This is a genomic window from Pseudomonas anguilliseptica (assembly GCF_900105355.1).
In the GTDB taxonomy this organism is placed as follows: Bacteria; Pseudomonadota; Gammaproteobacteria; order Pseudomonadales; family Pseudomonadaceae; genus Aquipseudomonas; species Aquipseudomonas anguilliseptica.
Genome location: NZ_FNSC01000001.1, coordinates 1435959 through 1462039 on the forward strand (window position 1 = coordinate 1435959; position 26081 = coordinate 1462039).

Annotated in this window: 27 protein-coding genes and 2 pseudogenes; 14 read left to right on the forward strand and 15 right to left on the reverse strand. The window is 61.7% G+C overall.

Annotation, left to right across the window (positions count from 1 at the left end):
* Positions 1-162 precede the first annotated feature (162 nt).
* Entirely contained in the window at positions 163-933 is a 771-nt protein-coding gene (locus BLW24_RS07030; protein WP_090378450.1) for an SDR family NAD(P)-dependent oxidoreductase, read from the reverse strand.
* 123 nt (positions 934-1056) lie between these two features.
* Here BLW24_RS07030 and BLW24_RS07035 point away from each other — a divergent pair, with 123 nt between their 5' ends.
* The 5 genes from BLW24_RS07035 to BLW24_RS07055 all read left to right on the forward strand — a co-directional run bounded on the left by BLW24_RS07035 (position 1057) and on the right by BLW24_RS07055 (position 6882).
* Positions 1057-2454: an aspartate aminotransferase family protein gene (locus BLW24_RS07035; RefSeq protein WP_090387647.1), complete on the forward strand. Its 1398-nt coding sequence runs from the start codon at positions 1057-1059 to the stop codon at positions 2452-2454.
* 129 nt (positions 2455-2583) lie between these two features.
* Positions 2584-3963 carry a glutamine synthetase family protein gene (locus BLW24_RS07040; RefSeq protein WP_090378454.1) on the forward strand — a complete coding sequence of 460 codons (1380 nt, stop codon included), beginning with the start codon at positions 2584-2586 and terminating at the stop codon, positions 3961-3963.
* A gap of 55 nt (positions 3964-4018) precedes the next feature.
* Positions 4019-4750: a substrate-binding periplasmic protein gene (locus BLW24_RS07045; RefSeq protein WP_090378457.1), complete on the forward strand. Its 732-nt coding sequence runs from the start codon at positions 4019-4021 to the stop codon at positions 4748-4750.
* 49 nt (positions 4751-4799) lie between these two features.
* Positions 4800-5279 carry an acyl-CoA thioesterase gene (locus BLW24_RS07050; protein ID WP_090378460.1) on the forward strand — a complete coding sequence of 160 codons (480 nt, stop codon included), beginning with the start codon at positions 4800-4802 and terminating at the stop codon, positions 5277-5279.
* A gap of 64 nt (positions 5280-5343) precedes the next feature.
* Positions 5344-6882 (forward strand): sensor domain-containing diguanylate cyclase, encoded by a 1539-nt coding sequence (locus BLW24_RS07055; RefSeq protein WP_090378462.1) that lies wholly within the window; start codon positions 5344-5346, stop codon positions 6880-6882.
* Between the two features lie 3 nt (positions 6883-6885).
* Here the strand turns inward: BLW24_RS07055 and BLW24_RS07060 are convergent, their stop codons facing one another.
* Positions 6886-7419: a zf-TFIIB domain-containing protein gene (locus BLW24_RS07060; protein WP_090378465.1), complete on the reverse strand. Its 534-nt coding sequence runs from the start codon at positions 7417-7419 to the stop codon at positions 6886-6888.
* Positions 7420-7540: 121 nt separating this feature from the next.
* On the opposite strand from BLW24_RS07060, the gene BLW24_RS07065 reads away from it, so the two are divergent.
* Positions 7541-7945: a DUF3301 domain-containing protein gene (locus BLW24_RS07065; protein WP_090378467.1), complete on the forward strand. Its 405-nt coding sequence runs from the start codon at positions 7541-7543 to the stop codon at positions 7943-7945.
* 39 nt (positions 7946-7984) lie between these two features.
* On the opposite strand, the gene BLW24_RS07070 is transcribed toward BLW24_RS07065, so the two are convergent.
* The 3 genes from BLW24_RS07070 to BLW24_RS07080 form a co-directional block, all read right to left on the reverse strand.
* Entirely contained in the window at positions 7985-8359 is a 375-nt protein-coding gene (locus BLW24_RS07070) for a DUF7079 family protein (RefSeq protein WP_090378471.1), read from the reverse strand.
* 2 nt (positions 8360-8361) lie between these two features.
* The gene (locus BLW24_RS07075) at positions 8362-9240 is read right to left on the reverse strand and encodes an alpha/beta fold hydrolase (RefSeq protein ID WP_090378474.1); all 879 of its coding nucleotides are present in this window, start codon (positions 9238-9240) and stop codon (positions 8362-8364) included.
* Between the two features lie 103 nt (positions 9241-9343).
* Complete coding sequence (locus BLW24_RS07080) at positions 9344-10126, reverse strand: alpha/beta fold hydrolase (RefSeq protein WP_139272649.1); 783 nt, start codon at positions 10124-10126, stop codon at positions 9344-9346.
* A gap of 179 nt (positions 10127-10305) precedes the next feature.
* Here BLW24_RS07080 and BLW24_RS07085 point away from each other — a divergent pair, with 179 nt between their 5' ends.
* Positions 10306-10926 (forward strand): TetR/AcrR family transcriptional regulator, encoded by a 621-nt coding sequence (locus BLW24_RS07085; protein WP_090378480.1) that lies wholly within the window; start codon positions 10306-10308, stop codon positions 10924-10926.
* Here the strand turns inward: BLW24_RS07085 and BLW24_RS07090 are convergent.
* The 5 genes and pseudogenes from BLW24_RS07090 to BLW24_RS07110 form a co-directional block, all read right to left on the reverse strand.
* Positions 10923-11627 (reverse strand): annotated as a pseudogene (locus BLW24_RS07090) (DUF1329 domain-containing protein); the annotation flags it as partial. The gene BLW24_RS07085 and the pseudogene BLW24_RS07090 overlap by 4 nt on opposite strands.
* 57 nt (positions 11628-11684) lie before the next feature.
* Positions 11685-13241, reverse strand: coding sequence for an IS66 family transposase (tnpC, locus tag BLW24_RS07095; protein ID WP_090375474.1), 1557 nt, complete (start codon positions 13239-13241; stop codon positions 11685-11687).
* A gap of 18 nt (positions 13242-13259) precedes the next feature.
* The gene (tnpB, locus tag BLW24_RS07100) at positions 13260-13655 is read right to left on the reverse strand and encodes an IS66 family insertion sequence element accessory protein TnpB (RefSeq protein ID WP_244161054.1); all 396 of its coding nucleotides are present in this window, start codon (positions 13653-13655) and stop codon (positions 13260-13262) included.
* A gap of 32 nt (positions 13656-13687) precedes the next feature.
* On the reverse strand, positions 13688-14356 hold the full coding sequence (locus tag BLW24_RS07105) for a DUF1329 domain-containing protein (protein ID WP_244161101.1): 669 nt from the start codon (positions 14354-14356) through the stop codon (positions 13688-13690).
* 12 nt (positions 14357-14368) lie between these two features.
* A complete protein-coding gene (locus tag BLW24_RS07110; protein WP_167360338.1) occupies positions 14369-15046 on the reverse strand; it encodes a DUF1302 family protein in 678 nt (225 codons plus the stop codon).
* Between the two features lie 145 nt (positions 15047-15191).
* Here BLW24_RS07110 and BLW24_RS07115 point away from each other — a divergent pair, with 145 nt between their 5' ends.
* On the forward strand, positions 15192-16172 hold the full coding sequence (locus tag BLW24_RS07115; RefSeq protein ID WP_090375425.1) for an IS5 family transposase: 981 nt from the start codon (positions 15192-15194) through the stop codon (positions 16170-16172).
* A 134-nt stretch (positions 16173-16306) separates the two neighbouring features.
* Here BLW24_RS07115 and BLW24_RS07120 read toward each other — a convergent pair whose 3' ends face one another.
* On the reverse strand, positions 16307-17431 hold the full coding sequence (locus BLW24_RS07120) for a DUF1302 domain-containing protein (RefSeq protein ID WP_338062049.1): 1125 nt from the start codon (positions 17429-17431) through the stop codon (positions 16307-16309).
* 351 nt (positions 17432-17782) lie between these two features.
* Between BLW24_RS07120 and BLW24_RS07125 the strand changes: the two genes are divergently transcribed.
* Positions 17783-18640, forward strand: a complete 858-nt coding sequence (locus BLW24_RS07125) for an extracellular medium-chain-length polyhydroxyalkanoate depolymerase (protein WP_244161102.1) — start codon at positions 17783-17785, stop codon at positions 18638-18640.
* 51 nt (positions 18641-18691) lie between these two features.
* The gene (locus tag BLW24_RS07130) at positions 18692-19489 is read left to right on the forward strand and encodes a hypothetical protein (RefSeq protein ID WP_090378487.1); all 798 of its coding nucleotides are present in this window, start codon (positions 18692-18694) and stop codon (positions 19487-19489) included.
* 14 nt (positions 19490-19503) lie between these two features.
* Here the strand turns inward: BLW24_RS07130 and BLW24_RS07135 are convergent, their stop codons facing one another.
* Positions 19504-20466 carry a CobW family GTP-binding protein gene (locus BLW24_RS07135; RefSeq protein ID WP_090378491.1) on the reverse strand — a complete coding sequence of 321 codons (963 nt, stop codon included), beginning with the start codon at positions 20464-20466 and terminating at the stop codon, positions 19504-19506.
* Between the two features lie 143 nt (positions 20467-20609).
* On the opposite strand from BLW24_RS07135, the gene BLW24_RS07140 reads away from it, so the two are divergent.
* Complete coding sequence (locus tag BLW24_RS07140; RefSeq protein ID WP_090378495.1) at positions 20610-20963, forward strand: NADH:ubiquinone oxidoreductase; 354 nt, start codon at positions 20610-20612, stop codon at positions 20961-20963.
* A 324-nt stretch (positions 20964-21287) separates the two neighbouring features.
* Here the strand turns inward: BLW24_RS07140 and BLW24_RS07145 are convergent, their stop codons facing one another.
* Genes BLW24_RS07145 through dksA form a run of 3 tightly spaced genes read right to left on the reverse strand, consistent with a single transcriptional unit; the run spans position 21288 to position 23570 of the window.
* Positions 21288-21932: a DUF1826 domain-containing protein gene (locus tag BLW24_RS07145; protein ID WP_090378498.1), complete on the reverse strand. Its 645-nt coding sequence runs from the start codon at positions 21930-21932 to the stop codon at positions 21288-21290.
* Entirely contained in the window at positions 21932-23137 is a 1206-nt protein-coding gene (gene zigA / locus BLW24_RS07150) for a zinc metallochaperone GTPase ZigA (protein WP_090387650.1), read from the reverse strand. Before zigA ends, BLW24_RS07145 begins: the two co-directional genes overlap by 1 nt.
* A gap of 4 nt (positions 23138-23141) precedes the next feature.
* Complete coding sequence (dksA, locus tag BLW24_RS07155; protein ID WP_090387651.1) at positions 23142-23570, reverse strand: RNA polymerase-binding protein DksA; 429 nt, start codon at positions 23568-23570, stop codon at positions 23142-23144.
* 75 nt (positions 23571-23645) lie between these two features.
* Between dksA and folE2 the strand changes: the two genes are divergently transcribed.
* The 3 genes and pseudogenes from folE2 to BLW24_RS07170 all read left to right on the forward strand — a co-directional run bounded on the left by folE2 (position 23646) and on the right by BLW24_RS07170 (position 26078).
* Positions 23646-24542 (forward strand): GTP cyclohydrolase FolE2, encoded by an 897-nt coding sequence (gene folE2 / locus BLW24_RS07160; protein WP_090378501.1) that lies wholly within the window; start codon positions 23646-23648, stop codon positions 24540-24542.
* Positions 24539-25210, forward strand: a complete 672-nt coding sequence (locus tag BLW24_RS07165) for a metal ABC transporter ATP-binding protein (protein WP_090378503.1) — start codon at positions 24539-24541, stop codon at positions 25208-25210. The genes folE2 and BLW24_RS07165 overlap by 4 nt, the downstream gene beginning before the upstream one ends.
* Before the next feature lie 41 nt (positions 25211-25251).
* A pseudogene (locus BLW24_RS07170) lies at positions 25252-26078 on the forward strand (metal ABC transporter permease).
* Positions 26079-26081 lie beyond the last annotated feature (3 nt).

Consider the following 26081-nt stretch of genomic DNA (forward strand, 5'->3'; position numbering starts at 1 on the left):
CAGCGAGCAGTTGCGCATGTAATTCTCCGATGTTTAGAAATTGACCTGAGTGGTTCTGCTAGAGGCAGGCTAGGCGCAGGGAGGCTTGAAAAGCGGAGTTGACTGCAGTCAATGAGCATTTTCGAGCCTTCCTGCAACAACGCCTGACCGACGCAGAAACGCTCAGGGGGCCTTGTTTTCAATAAGACAGTTGCCACCATCCACTACCAGCACTTCACCAGTGATATAGCTAGCCTCGGGCGACGCGAGAAAGACCACGGCGGCAGCCACTTCTTCTGGCCGCCCGGCGCGACGCATCGGCGTGTATTGCGCCGCATGGCGCTCTTCTTCGGTATTCGAACTCGTAGCAATCCAACCCGGCGCCACGCTGTTGACCGTGATGCCCTGCTTGGCCACTTCCAGCGCCAGGCCCATGCTCAGGCCGAGCATACCGGCCTTGGCTGCACTGTAGGCCGCCTCGCCGGGGTTGCTGCCGCGGGTGCCGGTGGTCGAGCTGATATTGACGATGCGCCCGTAACCCCGCGCCCGCATGCCCGGCAGCACCGCGTGAGTGAGCAGAAACGCCGTACCGAGGTTGCGCGCGATGGACAGGTTCCACGTCATCAAATCCATGTCCGCCAGTTCGGCGAACGGTTCGGGGCTGCCTTGCATGGCCATGCCGGCGTTGTTCACCAGAATATCGATCTGCCCCCACTGCGCCTGCGCCCAGTCGAGCAATTCGCCGACCTGCTGCTCATCGGTCAGGTCAGCTGCACGGCCACGTGCTTGAATACCTTCGGCACACAATTCGGCAACCCGTTGCTCAACCCGCGCACTGCTGGCAGTCAGCAACACCCGCGCGCCGGCACGACCCAGGCGGCGGGCAATGGCCAGGCCGATACCGGATTCACTGCCCGCACCGCTGATCAATGCAACGTGCTGTTGGAAGACCATTGCGCAACATCCTGTGATCACAAATATGGCGCTAATCTAGCAATAAAGCCTTAAAAAACCAATTCTTGAGTTTTTTTGTGATCACAAAATAGCATGTGCAGATATTCGAACGAGGTGTTCAACATGACTGCCAGTGGTATCAGCCCATCCGCCGTAGAAGCCTTCACCCAGCGCGAACGCGAGCGTTTTATCGCCCGCAACCCCAAATCCGTGGCCCTGGCCGAACGCGCACGCAACTCCCTATACGGCGGCGTACCGATGCACTGGATGGCCGACTGGTCGACCCCGGTGCCGCTGTTCGTCGAACGCGCCAAGGGCGCGCGCTTCTATGATGTCGACGGCCACGAATACATCGACTTCTGCCTGGGCGACACCGGCACCATGTTCGGCCACTCGCCGGACCCGATCGCCAAGGCCATCAGTGAGCAGGGCAACAACGGCCTGTCCACCATGCTGCCGGGCGAAGACGCCGTGGTCTGCGGCGAGTTGCTGGCCGCGCACTTCGGCCTGCCGTTCTGGCAGGTCACTGCCACGGCAACAGATTCGAATCGCTACGTACTGCGCTGGGCGCGCGAGATCACCCAGCGCAAGACCCTGCTGGTGTTCGACGGCTGCTACCACGGCACCGTTGACGACGTGATGGTGCGCTACCGCGACGGCGAAACCGTGCCGCGCTCCGGGCTGGTCGGCCAGGCCTATGACCTGACCCAGTACAGCCGCTCAATCCCGTTCAACGATGTCGCGGCGCTGGAAGCGGCACTGGCCCAGGGCGACGTCTGCGCCCTGCTCTGCGAGCCGGCGATGACCAACATCGGCATGGTCCTGCCCGAGCCGGGCTTTATGCAGAAGTGCCGCGAGCTGACGCGCAAGTACGGCAGCCTGCTGATCATCGATGAGACCCACACCATTTCCACCGACATCGGCGGCTGCACCAAGCTGTGGAACCTCGACCCGGACTTCTTCGTGGTCGGCAAGCCAATCGCCGGCGGCGTGCCCTGCGGCATCTTCGGCTGCAGCGCCGAGATGGCCGAAGCGATGACCGCCGCGCGCCAACGCGTCAGCGAGAACAGCCATGGCCACGGCCATAGCGGCATGGGCACCACCCTGTCGGCCAATGCCCTGGCCATGCACTGCATGCGCGCCAACCTGGAACAGGTGATGACCCCGGCCGCGTACGCGCACATGCTGCCGCTGGCCAAGCGCCTGGCCGACGGCTTCCGTAGCCTGATCAACAAGCACGACCTCAAGTGGTCGGTCACCGAACTGGGCGCGCGCAGCGAGTTCCAGTTCTGCCCGGTGTCGCCGAAGACCGGCGCCGAAGCCGAAGCCGAAGCCGCCTTCCACGATGAGCTGCAGAGGGCCATCCACCTGTACCTGATCAACCGCGGCATCCTGATCACCCCGTTTCACAACATGACCCTGTGCTGCCCGAGCACCACCGAGGCCGATGTGGACAAGCTGATCAGCATGCTCGACCAGGCCATCAGCGAGCTGCTGGCCATCCCCGGCGCCCGCGAGTGACCCGTAGGGTGGATGACGCTCTTTTCATCCACCAACAGGCCATACCGACATTCAAGACCCCGGTGGATGGATAAAGCGCCATCCACCCTACGCCCAGGGCACAGCGTGCCCACTAGGTGAGACACCACCATGCAATTCGCCCATCCCCAGGAAGCCCGCGACTTCCTCGCCGTCCACCCCGAAGTGCGCCTGATCGAGCTGATGCTGATCGACGCCAACGGCATCCCGCGCGGCAAGCTGTTGCACCGCGACGAACTGCTGGCGATCTTCGAGAACGGCCGCCCGCTGCCCAGTTCCATCCTCTCGCTGACCATCCAGGGCGAGGACGTCGAGGCCAGCGGCCTGGTCTGGGAAGTCGCCGATGCCGACTGCTGGACCTACCCGCTGCCCGGCAGCCTGACCCTGCAGCCATGGCGCGCCACGCCCACCGGCCAGTTGCAGGTGAGCATGCACCCGACCCAGGGCATGCCGGCCAGCCCCGGTGATCCGCGTCATGTGCTTGCCCGTGCCATCGACCGGCTGAAAGCAGACGGCTACCACCCGGTAATGGCGGTGGAGTTGGAGTTCTACCTGCTGGATAAACAGCGCGACGCCAATGGCCGCCCGCAACCGGTGCTGCAGGGCAATGGCGTGCGCCCGCAGGCGCCGCAGGTGTACGGCGTGCTGGAGCTGGAGCAGCAGCAGGCCTTCCTCGACGACCTGTATAGCGCCTGCGAGGCCCAGGGCCTGCAGGTGCGCACGGCGATTTCCGAGTACGCCCCCGGCCAGCTGGAGCTGACCCTGGAGCACCGCTTCGACGCGCTGCAGGCCGTCGATGAAGGCATCCGCTACAAGCGCCTGGTCAAGGGCGTGGCCAACAAGCATGGCCTCATTGCCTGCTTTATGGCCAAGCCGTTCGGCGATCAGGCCGGCAGTGGCCTGCATATGCACGTCAGCCTGGCCGACGAGCAGGGCAACAACCTGATGGCCTCGGAACTTTCTGACCTTGAAGGCGGGCCCGGCACGCTCCTAAGACACGCCATCGGCGGCATGATGGCCACGCTCAACGACGCGCTGGCGATCTTCTGCCCCAACGCCAACTCCTACCGGCGCTTCCAGGCCAACAGCTACGCGCCGCTGGCCAAGAGCTGGGGCGTCAACAACCGCACCGTGTCGTTCCGCGTACCCGGCGGCCCGGCCAAGAGCCGCCATGTGGAGCACCGCATCTGCGGCGCCGATGCCAACCCCTACCTGGCCGCCGCGGCGATCCTGGCTGGTATCCACAAGGGCATTCGCGAGCAGATCGATCCGGGCGATGAGATCATCGGCAACGGTTACGAGCAGGCTCGCGAAACCCTGCCGACCGACTGGCTGACTGCGCTGCGTAACCTGGAACAGTCGGCCTGGGCCAAGGAGGCGCTGGGCGAGGACTTCCTGAAGATCTTCCTGGCGATCAAGTGGGAAGAGTTCCGCCAGTTCGTCGGCGAAGTCGGCGAGCAGGACTGGCGCTGGTACCTGACCCACGCCTGAGGGCTGAAGTGCCACCAGCTACGCTGTACAGATTCGGAGCACCCTGGAGTGGCCCATGCGCCTCTGCATTATCCTGGCCTGCTGGCTGTACAGCGCACTCGCAACGGCCGAACCGTTGCGCGTGGGCTTGGAGAATCACGACTACTACCCCTATTACAGCGCGGTAGAGGGTCAGGGCTTCGATGGCTACTGCATCGCCCTGCTGCAAGCCTTTGCCAAGCGCGAAGGCCTTGAGCTGGAACTGCGCCCGCAACCGGTCAACCGCCTGTACCGCAATTTGCTCAGCGAGCAGAACCTCGACCTGCTGTTCCCCGACAACCCAGCCTGGCCGCGCGAAGCCCGCGATGGCCAGACGCTGTATTACAGCCAGCCGGTGGTGCAGGTTGTCGACGCCACCCTGGTCCGCCCTGAGCGACTGGGCAAGGGCCTGGCTGTGGTCAAACGCCTGGGCATCGTCCGTGGCTTTACCGCCGAGGCCTGGCAGCCTGTCCTGGCCAAGGGCGGCGTTGAACTGGTGGAAGTTCAGGATATTCACAGCCTGATCCGCATGCTCGAGCGCAACCGCATGGATGCCATCTACGTCAACCCACAGGTGGTGCAGCACCAGTTGCGCCAACTGGGCCTCGACGCCGCACACGTGCAGCTCGACCCACAGTTACCCCAGGTCAACACCAGCTTCCACCTGAGCAGCTACAAACACGCCGAACTGATCAAACGCTTTGACCGTTTTCTGCTTGAGGAAGCCGCGCAGTTAAGCCAGCTGCGCCAGCAGTTCAACCTGCCCTAACGCAGCGCCAAGCTGCCTTAAACGCAGCCAACGGCACACGCCAGCTGCTATGGTTGGGCAAATCCCCGCACAGAGCCCGCTATGGAACCCGGACATGGCCAATTTCTCCGGCAATGTCCACGGCGGCACCCTGCTCAAATACCTCGATGAAGTCGCCTATGCCTGCGCCAGCCGCTATGCCGGCTGCTACGTGGTGACCCTGTCAGTGGACCAGGTGATCTTCCGCGAACCGATCCACGTCGGCGAGTTGGTGACCTTTCTCGCCTCGGTCAATTACTCCGGACGCACCTCAATGGAAGTCGGCATCAAGGTGATCACGGAAAATATCCGCGAACGCTCCGTGCGCCACACCAACAGCTGCTTCTTCACCATGGTGGCCGTGGATGAGCACGGTAAACCCGCGCCGATTCCCGCCCTCGAGCCTGCCACCGCCGACGCTGAACGCCGCCAGCGCCAGGCCCTGCAGCGTCGACAGATCCGCCACGAACTGCAACAGCGTTACCAGGCGCTGAACGAAGAAAAAAGCTGAGCGAGCAGACAACCACACACGTCCCCGGCACAATCGCGCCCTGCGCATAACACCGAGTAAGGCCATGGAAAGCCTGTATTTTTCCCCCATGCTGCTGGGTCTGAACCTGATGCTGGCGAGCGCCATAGCCTGCAGTGGGCTCTGGTATTTCTCCCGCCCCTACCGGGGCCCCGGCCTGTGGATGCTGGGCAGCTGGACCCTGATCATCGGCATCCTGCTGTTTATGGGCTTTATGGTCAGTGGCAGCAAATTGCTGAATATTCTCGGCAATGCCCTGCAACTGGCCGGAGAGGCGCTCATCCTGCTCGGTGTGTTCCGCTTTCTCGGCCAGCCACTGCCCTGGTGGACCGTCCCCGCCAGCGCCGGGCTGATGAGCCTGGTCCTGAGCTGGCACTGGTGGCTAAGCCCCATCAACTCGGAATACCTTATCGCCCTGTACGCTGCCATTGGCGGCCTACTGCCGCTGCAGGCCTGCTGGGCGCTATGGCGTGCACCCAGCGAGGTGGAACTGCGCGGTGTCTGCCAGTTTGTCGCCATCGCCTTGTTGGGTTATGCCCTGATCACCCTGCTGCGCGGCGTGATTGGCCTGCACGATGGCCTGCAAGGCATCGTCCATGACGACGTCACGCGCTCGGTAAGCTACCTGCTGCCCTACAACTTCGGCATTCCCCTGTGGCTTATGGCCCTGGTCGGCCTGGTGCTGCTGACCATGCGCCGCATCCTCGCCGACAGCCAGCGCAACGCCCAGCAGGCGGCCGCCAACGCCGAGCGCTTTGAACGTCTGATGAGCGTGAGCAACGCCGGAGTGATGGTGCTCGACGGCGAACGCATCATCGACAGCAACCCCAAGCTGGAACAGCTGTTTGCGCAAACCCGTGAACAACTGCTCGGCCAACCGCTATCGCGGCTATTCGACAGCAGCAGCCAACAGCCGCTCAGCGACCTGCTGCAACAGGCCGACGGCCGTCCCCACGACCTCCTTGCCCAACGCGCTGACAGCCAGCCGTTCGCCGCTGAGTTGAGCATCGCGCGCCTGGCCGAAGCCCAGCAGCAGGTTGCCGAAATCCGCGATGTCAGCCAGCGCAAGACCCTGGAAAAACAGCTGCGCCAGCTCGCCACCACCGACCCGCTGACCAACGCGCTCAACCGCCGCGCCTTCCAGCAGCGCGCCGAACACGAACTGCAGCGCAGCCAGCGCCAAGGCACACCGCTGTGCTTGGCGATGCTCGACTTCGACCACTTCAAACGGGTCAATGATCAGTACGGCCATGCCGTCGGCGATCAGGTGCTGGTGGCATTCAGCGAACTGTGCCGCCAGCAGGCGCGCAGCACCGACCTGTTCGCCCGCTTTGGTGGTGAGGAATTCGTCATCATCCTGCCCGACAGCGACCTCAACGCCGCGCAACAGCGCCTGGAACGCCTGCGCGGCAACCTGCACGCGCAACCCCTCGACACCGCTCAAGGCCCGCTGCAGGTCACCGTCAGCATCGGCCTGAGCTGCGCCCGCCCCGGCGACAGCCTGCAACAGCTGCTACAGCGCGCCGACACCCAGCTGTACAACGCCAAAGCGCAGGGGCGTAACCGTATTGCTCCAGAGGAATGACGGTCACTCGTGACCGATATAGAACAGCAGCTCGCGCCGCTGCGGGTGGTCCTTCAGCCAGCTGCGAATATCGTCCGCGCGGGCAATGGCTTCATCGCCGACCAGGCGGGTGAAGCGCTGCCGACGCGCCTCCTCGGAGGCTTGCTGGCGTACCTTGCGCTGCCAGGCCTCGGTGAAGATGCTCGGCATCTTGTGGCTGAGCTCCAGCGCCTTGAGCAGCTGCCATTCGCCGTTATCCAGCCAGGCCTCATCACAGCTGCTGCACACATCCAGGCGGTTGCCGTGGGTGCCGCTGATCTGGAATTTGCTCATCAATTTGGCGCATTTTGGGCAGCTCAGGGCCTGCTGGCTCTCGCTGGCCGCCTCGACGGCAACCTGCGCCTGCGGCTCATCGTTCTGCGGCTGACGCTCAGCCCAATCACGGTAATACAACAAGGCCACCAGAGCGCCGGAGCACTGTGGGCAGCCGTGGGCCAGCAGGCCGTCATCCAGCTTGGTGGGTTGCAACGGGGTGGTACGGCAGGCAGGACACTGCATGGGAAATTCCTTCTCGGGTTGGCGTGCGCGGACGCTAAAGCAACTGCTTAACGGCGACAAGTCCAGCGCCAAGAACTGTGCGGCAATCGGTTAAGCTCTGCACTCTGCCGCCGGAGCCGCCATGATCGACCTCTTCGATGTATTTCTGCTGATGCTGTTCGCCACCGCGTGCGCCTGGCTGTGGCATGCCCATGGTCTGCGTGAGCGCGCGTTGACCCTGGTGCAGCAGCACTGCGCCAAGGCCGATGTGGAGTTGCTCGATGGCAATGTTGCCCTGCGCCGGCTCGCCCTGTTGCCCGATGCGCGCGGACGCAAGCGCCTGGCGCGAGTGTATGGCTTCGAATTCACGGTCACCGGTGAGCAGCGCCACGCCGGCAGCATCGTCATGTTCGGCAAGCAAGTGGGGCGTATCGAACTGGCGGCCCACCCCTTCCGCGAACCGCCGGCAGACAGTGCCCAGGTGATTGAAATGGAGCAGTGGCGCAGCCAGCGTCATTTGCCCGACGACAGCAGCCCGCGCCACTGAAAACACCGCCTCACTCACCACAGGCGCACTGCCAAAGCGCTAAGTCGTACCGCCCGCAGGTGGCTCGGCCAAGTACCCGAGAATCTGCTGCCATTCACTCTGGCAACCGTAGGTCATTGGCCAGCGCAACAGCCGGCATTTGTAGCGATGCCAACGCCCACGCTGCTGGTTGCGCCGGCAACCGGCGAGCAACCACTGCGAATCGAAACAGCCCCACACCCCAGTAAAGTTCCAGTGATTGAGCCAGACCACAGGGGCCACTTCATACAACAAGACTGCCTCCAGCTGCGCCCTGCTCAAGCCACTACGCCGCAATACATCAGCAATCCCTGCCAGCCAGCGCTGATCCAGCTCGGTATCCAGCCACAGATCGGACAACATCAACCAGACGTCCTCCCGAGTCGCAGCCTGCATGCTTAGCCACGCTGCAGCAGAAAGGCACTAACGCGCGCTGCAGCGGCCTCCGGCTGCTCCTGCATAAAGCAGTGCCCGCCGGGCACCACATGACCACTGACATGCCCATTGCTCGCGCACCAACGGGCCACCGACTTGGCCACAAAGGGGTAGCTGCGCTCACCATAGAGCACCTGGGTCGGGGTGGTGACTTTGCCCAGCGACGGCCACAGACGCTTGGGGAATGAGCTGAAGATATCCGCCTCGCGACTCGGCCGGCAGCGCAGCTCGGCGCCCTTGTCGCTGTCCTTCAATGCATGCTGGATATAGGCGGTAAAGGCCTCTTCGGTCCAGCCGCGGAACATCCCACGGCCATGCAATGCCGCGTGGGCGGCGGCGCGGTCCGGCCAGCTGCTGCGGCGCTTGAGCGCCTTGCTGGCCAGGGTGGTGCGCCGGCTTAAGCCGACCACATCGGACAAGGCCATCACCCCGATCATCGCCGGGCTGAACAACACCGGGTCGAGCAATACCGCGCGCTGAAACAACTGCGGCTGCTGGGCCAGCATCAGGCTGGTCAACACCCCGCCAAAGCTATGGCCCAGCGCATAGGCCGGGGCATCAGCAAAACGCGTACGACCGGCGTTAAAGGCTTCGACCGCCAGCTCAGCGCTGCGGTTCCAACCGTGGAAGCGTCCACCGTGATCACTCTCGCCATGGCCCTGTACATCGCACAACCACAGGTCGAAATCCTCGGCCAACAGCGCCAGCATCGGCGTATACACCCGCCCGCAATAGCCGTTGCCATGCAGAAAATGCAGCACGGGCTTGCCCGTAGGCGGCGTATACCAGCCACGCAGGGTGAAACCGGCGCTGCTGTCGTGGGACCAGGGTTGAAAACTCATAACCGGCTCGCTGTCGTCTGGCTCGCCAGTTTACTGCGCGTGCGCCACAAAAAAATGGGCACCTATAAAGATGCCCGAATGTCCACACTCACCTCTTGCCCCACTACTGGCCGCGAATAAAGCACTCCAGCAGGGCATTTAATTGCTCGGGTTGATCCAGCGGCGTGGCATGCCCGGAATCGCTCACCACCTGCAATTCGGCATTGCGCAGCGCCGCGACATAGGCCTGTTTATATGCCAAGGGCGTGTAATCACGGTCCCCAGCCACGATCAGCATCGGTGTGTCGACGCCATTAACAGCCGGTAGCGCCGACCAGCCGAGAATCGCGCGGATCGCATGCTGGTACGACACCGGATCGTTCGCGCCAATCCGCATGGCGGTGCGCCGGCGCAGCTCGCTCTGTTCGGCATAAGGAAACAGCTTGCGCGCCAGCAGGCGGCCCATGGTTTTCAAGCCAAGCAGGCGGATCAGTGCCAGACGCAACAGCACCTTGCCGCGCAACGCCCAAGAATCCAGGGGGAAACTCGGCGCACTGTTGATCGCCACCAGACGCCCGACCAGTTCTGGCTGCTGCGCCAACAACTGGAAGCCGACCATGCCGCCCATGGAGATGCCCACCAGCACACAGCCCTGAATATTCTGAATGCGAATAAACTTGCCAACATCCTCCGCCAACTCGGCCACACTGACCGGCCCGCGTAGAGGTTCGCTGGCTCCATGACCACGCAAATCGAGAGCGAACACTTCAGCAAAGCGCGACAGCGCCTCGATTTGCGGCTGCCAGTCCTGCCAGGATGAGCCCAGGCCATGCAGCAACAACACCGGCATACCCTGGCCTTGGCGAATATAGGCACAACGGCCACTTTTTAATTGAATATAGTGCACAACTAAACTCCCTTTAATAATAACTATGGGGCACTAATAAACCTGCCCTCCTGAACCGCCGCGGCGGTCAGGAAACAACTAACAAATATATTGAAATTGCCAACTTAGTTATTGCGTTGGTGTTTGCCTTATTCTGCCGAAAAACCTAGAATCGGCCTGCTTCTTATAGAGAGCTCCTTATGTACAGCATTTCCAGCCCGACTCAGGCTCGTAGTAAAAAAGCCTTGGAACGCTTCCTCAACGTGGCTGCCGAATTGCTTGCGGACAATCGCTTCGAAGACACCGGCATTTCCCAGATTGCGCAACTGGCCGAATCCTCGGTCGGCACCTTCTATCGCCTGCTGGGCGACAAGGACGTGCTGCTCTACGCCGTGCATGAGCGCTTCGTCGAGGAAGGCCGCAGCGCCATTGATGCGCTGGTCGCCGACCTCAGCCACAGCAACCTGTTGCTGGCCGAGCAAATCGAGGTCTTTATCCAAGGCATGATTGATCTGTTCGCCGGTCGCGAAGGCCTGCTGCGGGCACTGGTTCGCCGCAGCTCGGCCGATCTGCAATTTCGCCAACGCTTCCACCAGCTCAATGCCTATATTGGCCAGACCTTCTGTCGCATCGTCCTGGTCCGCCAGAGCGAACTCGGCCACCCGCAACCGCAACAGGCCGCCGATCTTTCCGCGCATATGCTGCTGGCCAGCATGAATTACTTCACCATGGTCGGCACACTTGGTGAAACTCCCCGGGAAGTTATTCCCGGAGAACTTTCCAAGCTCATCTGCAATTATCTGCAAGTTGCCAAGCATTAACGTCGGCTGTCCCGGCGTAATTGGGCCGGGGTAAAGTCAGACGGCTTTAAAGCAATATCAAACTGATTGGCCGGCTCTTCATTGGACAACACGCCGATGACATAGCAACCGCCAATCAAGTCATATACCGCATCACCCTTAGTCCAGATCAGCGGCTGGTCATACAGGTTGATGGTGTAGGACTCACCGACTCGCCATAGGGTGTCGCGATTGTCGTAGTGATCGACCACCAGGATCTGGTAGCTGTCCTCATCAAAATACATGTCGCGCTGCTTGTACTGATGGCGCATACCAGCCTTTAACGTGGCGCGCACATGCCAGACGCGGTGCAACTCGTAACGCAGCAGATCCGGGTTGATGTGCCCTCGTTTGACGATATCGCGGTACTTGTTGCTCTTGGTCGCCAGGCGGTAGCTGTTGTACGGCACGATGAGTTCCTTCTTGCCCATCAACTGCCAGTCGTACTTATCCGGCGCGCCGGAAAACATGTCGAAGTTATCCGTGGTACGCATGCCGTCCGACGAGGTACCCGGGGAGTCGTAAGCCACATTCGGCGCGCGACGCACGCGGCGCTGACCCGAGGCGTAGAGCCAGGCCAGGCGCGGCTCTTTAACCTGGTTGACGGTCTCGTGCACCAGCAGTTCGGTGCCGGCTAGGCGCGCGGGCGCGAGTACCGACTGACGAAAGTAGAACAGCACGTTGCCGTTGCTCTGTAAGCGCTCCATAGACCCCACCTCCCTCTGGAGAGGTTTTGCGTTTTACAGTGGCGTCGTTGGTTGGCAGTTCCAAGGCAGCAGCGCTTCGTAGGCTTCAACGCTGTTGGCCAGCGGCAGGCGTTCGAGGACATGGCGCAGCCAGGCGTAGGGCTCCTGGCCATTGGTCTTGGCGGTTTCCACCAGGCTGTAGAGTTGGGCGCTGGCGGTCGCGCCTTTCGGCGTGTCGCTGAACAGCCAGTTCTTGCGACCTATGACGAAGGGCCGGATCGCGCGCTCGGCAGCGTTGTTATCGATCGGCAGGTGGCCAGCCTCGATGTAGCGTTCGAGTCGGCTCCAGTTGCTCGCCAGGTAGTTCACTGCTTTGCCCAGGGCATTCTGCGCCGTGACCTGCGGCTGGGTTTTCTCCAGCCAGGTCTTGAGCTGATCGAGGAGCGGTAGGCTGTGCTGCTGGCGGCCCCGGTAGCGCTGTTCATCGCTGGCATCCTTAAGTTCGCGCTCGATGCCGTAGAGCTTGTTGATCATCCCCAACGCGATGTCGGCACGCCCGGTTTTGCCCTTCGGTTGCACCTTTTGCGCTTCGACGAACTTGCGCCGCGCATGCGCCCAGCAGGCCAGGCGTTCAACACCTTGTTGTGCGGCCACGGCGTTGTAGCCGGCGTAATCGTCGGTCATCAGGTAGCCGCGATAACCGTCGAGCAGGCGCAGCGGCACCTCCTGCGCGCGGCTGGTTGTGTAGTCGAAGAGGATCACCGGTTTGCCAGGCGGGCCACCGGTCTGCACCCACATCCAGGAGTGGCTGCTCGGATCGCGCCCAGGCTCCTTGAGCACCTGCACGCGGGTTTCATCGCAGTGGATCACCGGACTGTCCAGCAGCCTGTCGCGCATCAGGTTGAGCAACGGTTGTAGCAGTTCGCCGCACTGGATCACCCAGCGCGCCAGGGTCTGCCGGGGGATGTCGATGCCATGGCGACTGAGCATCTTTTCGAAGCGATACAGTGGGATGCCGTCGGCGTATTTGCTGGTCAGCAGCATCGCCAGCACGCTCGGGCTGGCCAGGCTTTTCTCGATCAGTTGGGCCGGCTTGTCAGCGGTGACCGGCGCGCTTTCGCAGGCCTTGCAGGCATAGGTCTTGCGAATGTGGCGGATCACCTGAACCTGCATCGGGATGATTTCCAGCTGCTCGCTGGTTTCTTCGCCGATGGCCTGCTTGCGGCAACCGCATTCGCAGGTCAGTTCGTGTTCGGGCAGTTCGTGGATGACCTCGACACGCGGTAGTTCGGCCGGTAACGGCTTGCGCTTGCCGCGGCGCTTGGTCGGCGCAACGACTTCTTCCTCGACCTCAGCGGCCGGAGCTTCAGCCGCCGCTTCGGCCAGGCTTTCCGCTTCGTTGAACATCTCTAGCTGCGGTGAATCCGGGTCGCTGCTCTGCTCGGATTTACGGCCGAACAGGCGCTGGATCAACAGCGCGTTTTGTTCGCGCAGGCGCTCGATCTGCCCATCCTTGTCCTTGGCCAATTCCTGCGCCGACGACAACACCTCAGCGAGCAATTGCTTGAGCGCGGCGGGGTCATCAGGAAGGGTTTCGGGCACAGAAATCATGCCGTGGATTATACCGGCTCAGGTGACGAACCTAGGGGTCAAAACCTGGTGCGGCCGGTTGCGCCACAGGTCGATACCGTCCAACAACCAGTTCAACTCCTGGGCCGTCAGCACGATCGCATCTTCGCCAGGTTCCGGATGCGACTTGAAGCGTTCAGCCTCCAATCGCTTGAGCCACAGGCAAAAGCCGTTGCGCTCCCAATACAAAATCTTCACCCGGCTGCGCGCGCGGTTGAGGAAGACGAACAGCACCGGGTCGAACACCGCCACCTTGATATCCAGCTCGACCAGGGCGGCCAGGCCATCGATGGATTTTCGGAAATCCACCGGCTTGGGGTATAGATAGACTTTTTCGACTTTGGCGTCGGGGCGCATCATGACGGCTGGCTCCAGAAAGAAATTGGAGCTCAGCATTGGCTGGCCTGCGGATCATTTGTAGATGAGGTTTATGGAGCGCTTACGTTGCTCTGGCTGTGATCGCCCGCGGCCTCGTTGAACAGGAACAGATCCTCGATCTTGGTCATAAAGTAGTCGCCACCCGCTTGTGGCACTGCCTGGGCGTAGTAGCGTTTCACGCTGTCGCCGCGGTAGCGCACCAGATGGTTCCACAGCACTTCCATTCCCGATTGTGGCAGCGGGAATGGCGTGGCCAGTTTGAAGTCGGCGATGCCGTTGCCGTCTTCGATCAGCTTGGCCGAGGTCGCATTGTGCTTGGCGGCGGCATATACCTTGTCCGGGTAAGAGGCCGAGCGTCGAGTCGGGTAAACGTTGAGTTTCCAGCTGTCGCTAAAGCGCGTGAGCATGGCCAACTGACCAGGGCTGAGCTGCTCACGGTACTGTTCGGCGTTCGCCGCAGTGATGCTGAACAGCGGTTGATCGGCGGCATAAGGGTCGCGATAGCCCAGGGCCGGATCGTAGGCATTGGCATCACGGGGCAGGCCACCGTCCCAGGCAGGGATAGTGCCGGCGGCATTACCGGCCTTTTCGGCGCCGATAGGGGTCAAGTCCTGGCCGAGACGCGCGGCCTTGGCTGCATCGACCTGAGCCTGGGCCAGCGCGCCACTCAGCAACAAAGTGCCGAATAAGCTGGCACGCAACAATCCTGAAGTCTTCATGATGATCTCGTCCTAGAAACTGTATTTGATGTTGAAGCCGAGGTAGTCGCGGTCGCTGAGCTTGTTGGCCAGGTCGCCGCCGCTGTAGCCGACATATTTGACGCCAACCGTCAGCGACTCCTGATAGATCGCGTCGACCCCCAACGAATAGCTTTTGCGCTCTTCCAGCAGGCCGTTGGTCAGCTGCGGCGCGACGCCATTGATGCCGTACTGATAGCTGACGCTGGGCACTAAGTTGACCACGTTGAACACGTTGCTATAGGTCAGCGACAGGCTGCTTTGCGCGCCCCAGGCACTGGATGTGGCGCCGTAATAATCGACGTCAGACTCCAGCCCCTGCACCCGGCTACCGACCACCTCGCTCATTAACGTGGCAGAGTCGGCACCGAGCAGCCCGTTAAAGCTGTAGATGCCAACCAGCGCGGCTTGCCACATGGCCTTCTCACGGAAACCATCGAGACGCGTACCGGGGGCGATGCCCTGCCGACTGCCCAACAGTGCAGTCGGCAGGTATTCACCCAGGCCCAGGGCAATCGGCGCGTTTGGCCGATAACTCAGCTCGCCTGCCAGCGACAGTCCATTGAGGAAGCTGTCGCCACCAATGCTGGTGTTAAAGCTCAGGCCATACAGGTGGCGCTTCTCCAGGGATGGTCTGAAAAAGACTTCCTGATTTTGGCAAAATATCCGCACTCCACCCGCCGAGTTTTCCGATGAAGCAGATGACCTTCGCCGACGCCGAGTACGCCGGCAAGCGCAAGCAGACCCGCAAAGGAAACTCTGAATAAGACTTCCTGATTTTGGCAAAATGCCCGGACGCCACCCGCCGAGTTTTCCGATGAAGCAAATGACCTTCGCCGATGCCGAGTACGCCGGCAAACGCAAGCAGACCCGCAAAGAGTTGTTCCTGATCGAGATGGATCGGGTGGTGCCGTGGAAGGGTTTGATCGCACTGATCGAACCGTATTACCCCAAGGGTGAAGGCGGTCGGCCGGCCTATCCGCTGATGGCGATGCTACGTGTGCACCTGATGCAGAACTGGTTCGGCTACAGCGACCCGGCGATGGAAGAAGCGCTGTACGAGACCACTATCCTGCGGCAGTTCGCCGGGCTGAGTCTGGAACGTATCCCCGACGAAACCACCATCCTCAACTTCCGTCGTCTGCTGGAGAAACATGAGTTGGCTGCCGGCATCCTGGCCGTCATCAATGGCTATCTTGGCGACCGTGGCCTGTCGTTGCGCCAAGGCACCATCGTCGATGCCACGCTGATCAATGCGCCGAGTTCGACCAAGAACAAGGACGGCAAACGCGACCCAGAGATGCACCAGGCCAAGAAGGGCAACCAATACTACTTCGGCATGAAGGCGCACATTGGCGTGGATGACGAGTCGGGGCTGGTACACAGCGTGGTAGGCACGGCGGCCAACGTGGCGGATGTCACTCAGGTCGACAAGTTGCTGCACGGCGAGGAAAACGTGGTGTGCGCCGATGCGGGTTATACCGGCGTCGAAAAGCGCCCCGAACATGATGGGCGCGAGGTGATCTGGCAGGTTGCTGCCCGCCGCAGCACCTATAAGAAGCTGGGTAAGAGCAGCCCGCTGTACAAAGCCAAACGCAAGATCGAGAAGGCCAAGGCCCAGGTGCGCGCCAAGGTTGAGCACCCGTTCCGGGTGATCAAGCGTCAGTTCAGTTATGTAAAGACACGCTTCCGTGGCTTGGCCAAGAACACGGCGCAACTGGTGACGCTGTTCGCGCTGTCGAACCTGTGGATGGCACGCCGACATTTACTGACCAATGCAGGAGAGGTGCGCCTGTAATGCGGGAAATGGCTGCCGCGAGCTACTCGCGGCGGCTAAAAACACAGAAATGAATGGGTAATCTGATCGTTTTTGATCGATTTGCCGCTTTCAAAATCGGCGGGGCTGAAGTCAGCCAGAAATACATGGCTACTTCAGACCATCCCCAGGTATTCGGCGTAGTACTCCGAGGTGCTGACGTTCGGCTGCGCACCCAGTACAGGCAGCACAATAGGTCGTGCCACCGTCATCCCGAGCATCGGCACGTTCATGTTGTAGCGCAGGTAGTAGAAGCCCAATTCGCTGTCATTAAGCTCCGGCACCATCCAGCGCATGGCCACACCGAACTGCGCGGCATCGTCGGCTTTTACATCCTTGCCACGCGGCATAAAAGTGGTGGGCAGGTAGGTGCGAATCAGGTCGTTTACAAAGCCTGGGCCCAGGCTGTTGGCGTAGGCCTGCGCCGCAGCCGGGTTGTCGAACGCCAGACCGCCGGGCAAGGCTTCCTGCAGGGGCACAACCGACAGATAGTCACAACCGCCGCCCAGCACATCCAGGGTGGAAAAGTAGGTGCCGCAGGGGTCGATCTTGGTCTCTTCCCAAGCGCTGCCTGGCTGCCAGTAGCCCTCAATCGACAGACCTCCGCTCAGCTCGAATGAGGCATAGCCCATCAGGGTCGGCATATAGGCTTCTTTCAGCTCGGAACCCGGCGCGCGCAGGGCGTTGAGATCCACCGGATTGGTCGCGCCGATACCGTTCTGATAGAACAGCCCTTCGCCCCAGTTGATCACCTGGCGGCCCAGACGGACGTTGAGCGCGCGGTCAGCCACTGTCCAACTGCCGTAGACAAAGGCATCCAGTAGATCGATGCTCGACCCGGCATCGTCCAGCCCCTTGTTGGGAATCTCGCGGTGGCGGCGGTTATCGTCCTTCAACTCGAAATCGTAGAAGCCACGGGCGCGCAGAAAGATGCCGTAGTTGTCCTGAAAATTCAGGTCCATCTCGGTGACCACCTTGGCCACCTCGGAGAACAACTCACCCTTCTTGAAGTTGAGGTTGCCGTCATCGGAATTGATCAGGCCACTGTTGTCGCCCTTGCCACCGTTGGCGCGGGCGATCAGGCGTCGATCCTGGTTCTCCATGCGGTAGTTCACCCCGTAAGACAGGGTGGTATCCAACGACAACGCCCAATCCCCCGAGCGCGCCTGAAAGGCATCTGCCTGGCTGGCCGCCAGCAATGCCAAGCAACCTGCCGTCCATGCTGATCTCTGTGTCGCCACGACGATCTCCTGCTGTATTGTTTTTATCGGAACCGGAATATCGGTTCCGATAAAATAGTAGCAACCAAGCCTTTTGGCAAGCCAGGAAAAATTGCCTGGAACAGTTTTTAACGTTGCGCAGCGACGGCCCGCAGGGTGGCCGTCATGGATGGCAGGCCATAAAAGCTTTTTTCTTCTTGTCGATAGCCGGCGCTAGACAGATCGCTGCGCTGCAGCGGGCAGATTGCAAGGCTTCGCCAACTTGACGGAATCGGAACTCTGGTTTCTATTTATTTCGCGAATGTAGGGAATCATCCATCACCGTCAGGAGGACGCCCTGATAAAAAACCAATAAGAAACTGGAGACAGCACATGTTTACTGCCAAGCAAAATGTGCGTCGACTGGGCCTGATCACCCTGTTGACGTGCCTGTTCACAAGCCCAAGCTGGGCCGACTCACCCTGCAGCGAGCGCAAGAAGACCCTGCTGCTTCCCGGCAAGATCAGCTGTAGCCATCAATCCACTTGGATCAATTCAGGCGTACTGGCGACCCGCAAGGTGATCTACCAACGCCCTTCCGGCACCCCGCCGCCAGGTGGTTGGCCGGTGGTGGTGTTCTACCAGGGCTCGTTCTTTGCGCTGGATAATTTCGTTTATTACAGCAATGCCTGGCTAGGCAAGCTGTACAACGAAGGCAAGACTATCAAGACCCTGCTCGATAACGGCTATGCGGTGATTGCGCCCAGCGCACCAGCAGATCTGTTCTGGCATACCAATATCCCCGGCCTGTCCGGGGCGCTGTATGAAACCAGTACCGACTTCACCTTCCTCACCAACCTGTTCACAGCCATCGACAATGGCCACTTCGGCCCCTTGAACGGCCAGCGCAAGTACGCCACTGGGATATCCAGCGGCGGCTACAACACCAGCCGCATGGCCGTCAGTTTCCCCGGCCAATTCAAGGCGCTGGTGGTGCACTCCGGTTCCTACGCGACCTGCAGCGGGCCCATCTGCTCGGTGTCGGACAGCCTGCCAGCCGATCACCCACCGACCTACTTTATCCACGGTTTTGTCGACGCCGTCGTGCCCTGGTGGAGCATGGATATGTACTACGACCGCCTGCTCTACCAAGGCATTCCCACCGGTCGTTACACCGAACCACTGGGCCAGCATGAATGGTTCGAGGCCTCGCCAGGCAAGACCCTGGCCTGGTTTAACGCTTACCCCTGAACCCCTTCACCACGCGCCGGGCAGATGCCCGGCGCACCCCTGGACACCCTTATGAATCATCCCTTCCTGCGGCGGCTCTGCACGCTGGCGACCTTGCTCGCCTGCGTCAGCAGCTACGCGGCAACCACCCCGCAAGCCGCACAGTTGCATCAGCTCCGCCTCGATCTCAATGGCTCACTGGGCGATTTCTACCTGTTGTACGGGGTCGACAGCGATCCGGCGCACCTGGCTTCGGTGCAGCAGCGTGTCACCCAGACCGATCAGCTGCTCAGCCAACTGGATGCTCCAGCTGACAGCGCAGGGCTCAATACCTTGCAGCGATTGCGTGAGCAATGGCCCGCTTACCGTGCGCTGTTACAGGTACTGGCGAGCAGCCTGCAGCAACAGCACAGCCCAAGCGGCGGGTCGATTGCCGAACTGATCCAGCTGAACCGCCTGCTGACGCGCCTGAGTGACACCTTGAGCGTCCACTACCCGCCACTCACGGATCCACTGGCGAGCAAAAGCCAGGCCCTGGCCATGCAGCTGCAGATTATAAATACCGATTATCTGGCCCACAGTGTCGGAGCCAATGTGCTCGGCGGCGACAAGCCGGCACTGGATATACAAAGCAAGGCGTTTAGCGAGAGCCTGCAACAGTTGCTGCAGACGCAAACAAGACCTGAGGCGCAGGCGCTGCTGCAGAGCATCCAGCGCAGGTGGCGCTATATCGAGCCGTCCTTGCGGCATTACCAGCAGGACAATGTTCCCACGTTGGTCAATCGCTACAGCCGGCGGATTATCGCCGACCTGGAGCAGCTACCTACACTGGCTAAACCGGCCCAGGTGGCCAAGGCTCTACAGCACTAACCGGTAAAGTTGCATCACAGCCGGCACTGGGCAAACCCCGCCTGCAGTGCGGCACTCTCCTGCGCCGCGCTAAAGATCAGCTCCAACCGCGAGTCCTTGCGCCATTCGCTGTTCTGCCAATGCAGCGCCTCACCGTTCAGGGCGTTGGCGGACAGCCAGCCGGCGTTGCAGTGCAGCACCAGCTTGGCGCGGCGCCAGGGCAGGCTGCTCAGCCACTGCTGTACCCGCAGCAGTTCGAACTGCTGACTGGGGTGCCAGCGCCAGCCGATGCTCCAGCCTTCTGCTTGCTGTTGCACCTGGCAGATCGGCTCGCTTGGGCTGCACCACAGTTGCGGCAATGGCGCCGCGGCCGTGGGCAGGTTATCCAGCGCATCGTGGCTATCGGCCTGGGCGTTAACGCCGGGAAGCGCTGCCAGTGGCAAGGCACCCTGACGGGTCCAGTAAATCGGTCGCGCGGGCAGTTGCATCTGAATACGCGCCTGGGTGGCTTCATCCAGCCCTTCGGCCTTGTTCAACAGCAGCAGCCCGGCGTGGCCAAGCGTCGCCTGCTGACTCTCTGGCAGCTCGTCACCCGCGGCCAAGGCCTGAGCATCCAGCACCAGCAGCGGCTCCTGCACCGCCAGCACGCCAGCCCAGGGCGCGGCGCCCAGCTGCTCCAGCAGTTGCAGGGGGTGGCCGAGGCCAGACGGTTCGATCAGCAGGCGATGCGGTTTGGCCTTACGCAGCAGGCGGCTGAGGCCAACCTGAAACGGCACGCCGTTGACGCAACACAGACAGCCGCCCGCCACTTCGCCCATGGCAATACCGTCGTCATCACTGGTCAGCAGGGCGGCGTCCAGGCCAACCAGGCCGAACTCGTTGATCAGCACCGCCCAGCGTTCATCAGCCGGGCGCTGCGCCAGCAGATTACGAATCAGACTGGTCTTGCCGGCACCGAGCGGCCCGGCAATGACATGGGTAGGGATATTGTTCAGCATGATCGGTGCGGCCACTGTCCATCGAGAAGAAGATTTCAGCTGCGGCCATTCTAACGGCGTACAGCGTCGGAGGATGCGGCCCTACGCAGACTGATTAAAAACAGCATGCTAGAGTCGCCGGCATATTTTCAGAGGGTCAATTGATGCGTGTTTTTCTGCTGCTGAGCCTGTTCGCACTGTCCGGCCTGGCCTGGGGTGAAGCCTGTGTGGTGCATAGCCAGGCCGAGCGTCTGGATGTGAAGGTATGCCAGCAGAACCGCAGCATCCCACCCAACCTGTTCCGCACCGGTTTCTGCCAACCGCAGCTGAAGGGGCAGAAGGTTGAAGTGGAATTTGTTGAACAGTGCCCGATGGGCGCTTTCGGCGTATGCCGCAATTCAACGGTGGGCGGCACGCCCTATAAGCAGGATGTGCATTATTACGGCGTTGCCAGCGACGCCACCTATCTAAAGCCCTTCTGCGAGCAGCAGAGCAAGGGCGTGTGGATGGAGCGCTAACCGGCTGTTAAAACTCCAGCGCAGGCAATATTGCAGTGCTCATACCACTTTGTCGGTGCAACGCCAGACTATGTGGGAGGAGCTTTAGCCGCGATTCTCTCAACGCAGCCACATCAGTCGCGGCTAAAGCCCCTCCCACGGAAAACGACAAATTATCAGTGTCTCGACACGACACCTATGCCGTACAAGCACCGTCATCATAACGTAACCCTGTCTATGTTCTAGTGGCCTTGGGTACCTCACCCCTGCATGCCGGGTCACGCGCCGGTGTGCCTTTCTGGTGCTTAAGGCTGCTATCTGCGTAGCCTATTTTTTTGCCTGAATTCAGGCCAGCCAATCCAGCGTCAGCAACAAGCGCCGCTCACCGGCCGGCGGTTGCGGTGAGCGGTGAATCAGGCCGCCGCCCTCGTTGCCGATCCATTTCTCGCCCTTGGCCAGCAGTACATGGCCGCTCTCGGCTCGCTTGATCAGCGCAGCATCACTGGGCTCCGCCGCCGGATCGCCCAAGCGCCGGCGCGCCATCACGCCTTCCTCCAGCCACTCACTGCCCACCCCGGCATAGCTGGTAATCAAGCGCACCGGCACGTGATCGACGTGAAAGCGCGGGCACATGGCCTTGTCGAGAATGCGCAGGCGCAAACCGATGCGTTTCACGTCGAACAGGCAGGCGAAGGCGCCGACCAGCCAGCTGACATCCTGCAAGAAGGCCACCTGGCCCGGCAGATCGCTGTAGCCATCGACCAGGCCACTCAGGCTCGGCTCGCTCTCCGGGCTAACCAGCTCCAGCACCATGGATTGCCCCAGCGGCTCACCCTGGGCCAGCAAGGCGTTGGCAAAATCGCTGATCTGCGCGGGCAGCTGGCGTTGCCAGACGGCCAGGTTGACCTCTTCACGCAGCACCTCGCCGAGCACCTCAATCCGCTCGCTGCGGACCTGCTGCAACGGTTGACGCAGCACAGGCGCCAGCATCAGGCGGCCTCCTCATGCCAGGGGCCGAAGGGGTCGGGCAGCGCGCGCCAGGTGTCGACACCGAGAGCCATTTCCGCCTCGGTGAGCAGGCAGGCATCCAGCTCGGCGGTCAGTCGAGCGAAGTCGATGTTCTGGCCTATAAACACCAGCTCCTGGCGGCAGTCGCCGGTCTGGGCCTGCCAGTTTTTCATGATCGCCTGCAGCCCTTCTTCGTCGGTCGGCCATTGCGCCTTGGGTACGAAACGCCACCAGCGCCCGGCAAAACCATGACGCATCAGACCGCCGGCCTGGGACCAGCTGCCGGCTTCCTGATACTTGCTGGCCAGCCAGAAGAAGCCCTTGCTGCGCAGCAGGCGGCCATTGGTCCATTCGCGATTAATGAAGTTGAAGAAGCGCTCGGGATGCAGCGGCTTGCGCGCCCGGTAAGCGCTGGACGCAATGCCGTACTCCTCGGTTTCCGGGACGTGTTCGCCGCGCAGCTCCTTAAGCCATCCAGGAGACTCCGACGCACGCGCGAAGTCGAAACGGCCGGTGTTGAGAATCTTTGAAAGCTCCACCGCGCCCATGGCCATGGGCACGATCTCGGCGTGGGTGTTGAGGCCCTTGAGGATGGCCATCAGCTCCTCGCGCTCATGGCTGCTGATCAGGTCGATCTTGCTGATCAGCAGCACATCGGCGAATTCCACCTGTTCGATCAGCAGGTCGGTGATCGAGCGCTCATCCTCTTCACCGAGGGTTTCGCCGCGGCTGGCCAGGCTTTCGGCCTCGTGGAAGTCGCGCAGAAAGTTCACCCCGTCGACCACCGTGACCATGGTGTCCAGGCGTGCCAGGTCGGCCAGGCTTTGCCCGTCTTCACCGCGGAAGGTGAATGTCTCGGCCACCGGCAGCGGCTCGCTGATACCGGTGGATTCGATCAGCAGATAGTCAAAACGGCCATCACGGGCCAGGCGGCCGACTTCTTCCAGCAGATCTTCGCGCAGGGTGCAGCAGATGCAGCCGTTGCTCATTTCCACGAGTTTTTCTTCGGCGCGGTTCAGGCTGACATCACGCTGAACTTCGCTGCCATCGATATTGATCTCGCTCATATCGTTGACGATTACCGCCAATTTCAAACCCTGGCGGTTTTTCAGGATGGCGTTGAGCAGGGTGCTTTTACCGGCACCGAGAAAGCCGGACAGCACGGTTACGGGAAGGCGATTGGTCATGGTTTCAGTCTCCATCAGCGTGGCGCAGGTGTTTTTCGCGTTGTTCCTGACGCTCTTTGGCTTCGATGCACAGGCTCGCAGTGGGCCGTAGCAGCAGGCGCTTGAGGCCGATCGGCTCGCCGGTTTCCACACACCAGCCGTACTCGCCACGGGCCAGGCGATCGAGGGCTTCATCGGTCTTGTCGAGCAGCTTCTTTTCCCGCTCCAGCAGGCGCAGCTGCCACTGGCGCTGCTCTTCGGCGCTGCCAATGTCGGCGGGGTCGCTACTGGTTTCACGTTCGCGCAGGGTTTCGAACTCCTCGGCGATACGGTTCTGCAGTTCATCGCGCTGGCTGAGCAGCAGCGTGCGGAAGAACTGCTGTTGCGCGGCGTTCATATAGTCATCCGCCGACTGAGCGAGCAGTTCGGCGTGGGTAAGCGGCGTTTCGGTCATCATCAGGATTCACTGGTTTTGCGGTGCAATTGTTATAACATAACATTTAAACCCATAGCCGAGCGTCGATTTCTGATGAACGCACTGACCTTGCCGGACATAGCCGCGCAAACACCTGCCCACGCACAGACTCTGGACTGGGTAGGCATGCAGGGCATCGCACTGCCGATCAATCTGGCTGGGCAACGCATCCATGCCCACGCCGATGTCGGGGTCAGCCTGGATGATGGCAATGCCCGCGGCATTCATATGTCGCGCCTGTACCTGGCGCTGCATGCGCTGGAACAGTGCGAATTGAACACGACGACACTGCAGCAGCTGCTGAACGAGTTTCTGGATAGCCACCAGGACCTGTCACAACAGGCGTCCATTGCCCTGCGTGGCGAGGCCTTGCTTAGTCGCCCAGCGCTGGTCAGCCCCCTCGCCGGTTGGAAGTCCTACCCCTTCGAAGTGCGTGCACGCCAGGATATATGGGGGTTTCACGTGGAACTGCAGGTAGAAGTGGCCTATTCCTCGACCTGCCCGTGCTCCGCTGCCTTGGCGCGCCAGCTGATTCAGCAGCGCTTTATCGAGGACTTCGCAGACCAGCCGCTGGACCACGCACAACTGCTGGCCTGGCTCGGCTCGCCCCAGGGCATAGTCGCCACGCCGCACAGCCAGCGCAGCTACGCCACTTTGCAAGTGCGCCTGCACAGCGACAGCGCGGAGTTGCCGCTGGTTGAGCTGATCGACGCGGCCGAACAGGCCCTCGGCACCGCCGTGCAAACCGCCGTAAAGCGCGCCGATGAGCAGGCCTTTGCCCTGGCCAACGGACAAAACCTGATGTTCTGCGAAGACGCCGCGCGCCGCCTGCACAGCGCCTTGCGTGAACAACCGGCGTTCAGCGCCTTTCAGCTACGCGTGGTGCACGCGGAAAGCCTGCACGCTCACGATGCCGTCGCCGTCAGCTGCTGGAACTGGAGTCCGGCATGATCCACTGCCACAACCTGCAATGGGGCCCCGCCGGCCACCCGCTGACACCGCCCCTGAACCTGCACCTGGCCCGCGCCAGCCTGACCGGGGTGGTCGGCAGCAATGGATGTGGCAAAAGCAACCTGCTCAAGGTCATCGCCGGCATCGCCCAGCCCTTGCGTGGCCAGGTCGAATTGGCCGTGCCGCGCCTGGGTGGCGTGGCCTATCTGGTGCAGCAGCAGGCGCTGGATCGGCAGTTCCCCATCGCCCTGCAGGATCTGGTCAGCGCCGGGTTATGGCGCAGCCGCCTGAGTCGCCCACAGCGTCAGGCGCGGCTGGAGCAGGCATTGGCCGACTGGGGCCTGAGCGAGTTGCAACAACACAGCCTGCAGGCCTTATCCGGCGGCGAATTGCAGCGCGCCCTGCTGGCTCGTCTGAGCCTGACCGATGCGCAGATTCTGCTGCTCGACGAGCCGGAAGCCGCACTGGATGAACAGGGTCTGACCCTGCTCTGGCAGCACATCGCACGCTGGCAGGCCGAGGGCCGCACACAGATCGTTGTCAGCCATTCCATCAGCCATATGAGTCAGCATCTGGACAACGCCCTGCTGGTGTCACGCAACGGCTGCATCTTCGCGCCAATTCGTGAGCTGATGGGCCAGCGCTCGCCGCTGGAGCATGTGGCGTGAGCCTGGAACTGCTGTGGACGCCCTTCGTCGAGTTCGCCTTTATGCGCCGCGCGTTAGTGGGCGGCGTGGCGCTGGCGATCAGTGCGGCACCGCTGGGGGTGTTTCTGGTGCTGCGCCGCCTGAGCCTGATGGGCGATGCGATTGCCCACGGTATTCTGCCCGGCGCGGCGCGGCGCTGGGCTTCTGGCTGTTTGGCCTGAGCCTGCCGGCCTTGACCCTGGGCGGCCTGGTCGCAGGCCTTGGCATGGCCGGGATCGCCGCCTGGGTAACGCGGCGCACCGGCCTGCGTGAGGACGCCAGTTTGGCCGCTATTTACCCAATTTCGCTGGCCAGCGGCGTGTTGCTGCTGGGTCTGGCCGGTAACAAACTCGACCTGCTGCACCTGCTGTTCGGCTCGGTGCTGGCCGTGGACCCGCCCACCCTGAACGGCATGTTGCTGGTGTCCATCGGCAGCCTGTTGCTGCTCGCCCTGATTTACCGCTGGCTGCTGATGGACAGCCTCGACCCGCTGTTTCTCGGCGGGGTCAGCCGCTTCGGGCCGCTGGCCTACGGCCTGTTTCTGGGCTTGGTGGTGCTCAATTTAGTGGTCGGTTTTCAGGCCATCGGCGCGCTGATGGTGGTCGGTTTGATGATGTTACCCGCCGCCGCCGCACGTTTCTGGAGCCGCCGCCTGCCGCGCATGTTGCTGCTCGCCGCCCTGAGTGGCGCAACCTGCGTCTGGCTCGGCCTGCTGCTCTCCTACTACGCCAACCTGCCCAGCGGCCCGTGCATCGTGCTGCTCGCCGGTTTCGCTTATATCGGCTCCGTCGCATTTGGCCCGCTAAACGGCCTGCTGCGTCGTCCTCCGCATTTATCTCACGCACCCTAAGGA

What these genes read in the sequence shown, in the direction of transcription:
- BLW24_RS07040 (WP_090378454.1), top strand. Translation starts at nt 2,584, where the DNA reads ATGCAATTCGCCCATCCCCAGGAAGCCCGCGACTTCCTCGCCGTCCAC.
- tnpB (WP_244161054.1), bottom strand. Translation starts at nt 13,655, where the DNA reads ATGCTGAGCTCCAATTTCTTTCTGGAGCCAGCCGTCATGATGCGCCCC.
- BLW24_RS07105 (WP_244161101.1), bottom strand. Translation starts at nt 14,356, where the DNA reads ATGAAGACTTCAGGATTGTTGCGTGCCAGCTTATTCGGCACTTTGTTG.
- BLW24_RS07115 (WP_090375425.1), top strand. Translation starts at nt 15,192, where the DNA reads ATGAAGCAAATGACCTTCGCCGATGCCGAGTACGCCGGCAAACGCAAG.
- BLW24_RS07065 (WP_090378467.1), top strand. Translation starts at nt 7,541, where the DNA reads ATGATCGACCTCTTCGATGTATTTCTGCTGATGCTGTTCGCCACCGCG.
- tnpC (WP_090375474.1), bottom strand. Translation starts at nt 13,241, where the DNA reads ATGATTTCTGTGCCCGAAACCCTTCCTGATGACCCCGCCGCGCTCAAG.
- BLW24_RS07055 (WP_090378462.1), top strand. Translation starts at nt 5,344, where the DNA reads ATGGAAAGCCTGTATTTTTCCCCCATGCTGCTGGGTCTGAACCTGATG.
- zigA (WP_090387650.1), bottom strand. Translation starts at nt 23,137, where the DNA reads ATGACCAATCGCCTTCCCGTAACCGTGCTGTCCGGCTTTCTCGGTGCC.
- BLW24_RS07135 (WP_090378491.1), bottom strand. Translation starts at nt 20,466, where the DNA reads ATGCTGAACAATATCCCTACCCATGTCATTGCCGGGCCGCTCGGTGCC.
- BLW24_RS07075 (WP_090378474.1), bottom strand. Translation starts at nt 9,240, where the DNA reads ATGAGTTTTCAACCCTGGTCCCACGACAGCAGCGCCGGTTTCACCCTG.
- BLW24_RS07130 (WP_090378487.1), top strand. Translation starts at nt 18,692, where the DNA reads ATGAATCATCCCTTCCTGCGGCGGCTCTGCACGCTGGCGACCTTGCTC.
- BLW24_RS07140 (WP_090378495.1), top strand. Translation starts at nt 20,610, where the DNA reads ATGCGTGTTTTTCTGCTGCTGAGCCTGTTCGCACTGTCCGGCCTGGCC.
- BLW24_RS07070 (WP_090378471.1), bottom strand. Translation starts at nt 8,359, where the DNA reads ATGCAGGCTGCGACTCGGGAGGACGTCTGGTTGATGTTGTCCGATCTG.
- BLW24_RS07030 (WP_090378450.1), bottom strand. Translation starts at nt 933, where the DNA reads ATGGTCTTCCAACAGCACGTTGCATTGATCAGCGGTGCGGGCAGTGAA.
- BLW24_RS07045 (WP_090378457.1), top strand. Translation starts at nt 4,019, where the DNA reads ATGCGCCTCTGCATTATCCTGGCCTGCTGGCTGTACAGCGCACTCGCA.
- BLW24_RS07060 (WP_090378465.1), bottom strand. Translation starts at nt 7,419, where the DNA reads ATGCAGTGTCCTGCCTGCCGTACCACCCCGTTGCAACCCACCAAGCTG.
- BLW24_RS07050 (WP_090378460.1), top strand. Translation starts at nt 4,800, where the DNA reads ATGGTTGGGCAAATCCCCGCACAGAGCCCGCTATGGAACCCGGACATG.
- BLW24_RS07085 (WP_090378480.1), top strand. Translation starts at nt 10,306, where the DNA reads ATGTACAGCATTTCCAGCCCGACTCAGGCTCGTAGTAAAAAAGCCTTG.
- BLW24_RS07165 (WP_090378503.1), top strand. Translation starts at nt 24,539, where the DNA reads ATGATCCACTGCCACAACCTGCAATGGGGCCCCGCCGGCCACCCGCTG.
- BLW24_RS07035 (WP_090387647.1), top strand. Translation starts at nt 1,057, where the DNA reads ATGACTGCCAGTGGTATCAGCCCATCCGCCGTAGAAGCCTTCACCCAG.
- folE2 (WP_090378501.1), top strand. Translation starts at nt 23,646, where the DNA reads ATGAACGCACTGACCTTGCCGGACATAGCCGCGCAAACACCTGCCCAC.
- BLW24_RS07125 (WP_244161102.1), top strand. Translation starts at nt 17,783, where the DNA reads ATGTTTACTGCCAAGCAAAATGTGCGTCGACTGGGCCTGATCACCCTG.
- dksA (WP_090387651.1), bottom strand. Translation starts at nt 23,570, where the DNA reads ATGACCGAAACGCCGCTTACCCACGCCGAACTGCTCGCTCAGTCGGCG.
- BLW24_RS07145 (WP_090378498.1), bottom strand. Translation starts at nt 21,932, where the DNA reads ATGCTGGCGCCTGTGCTGCGTCAACCGTTGCAGCAGGTCCGCAGCGAG.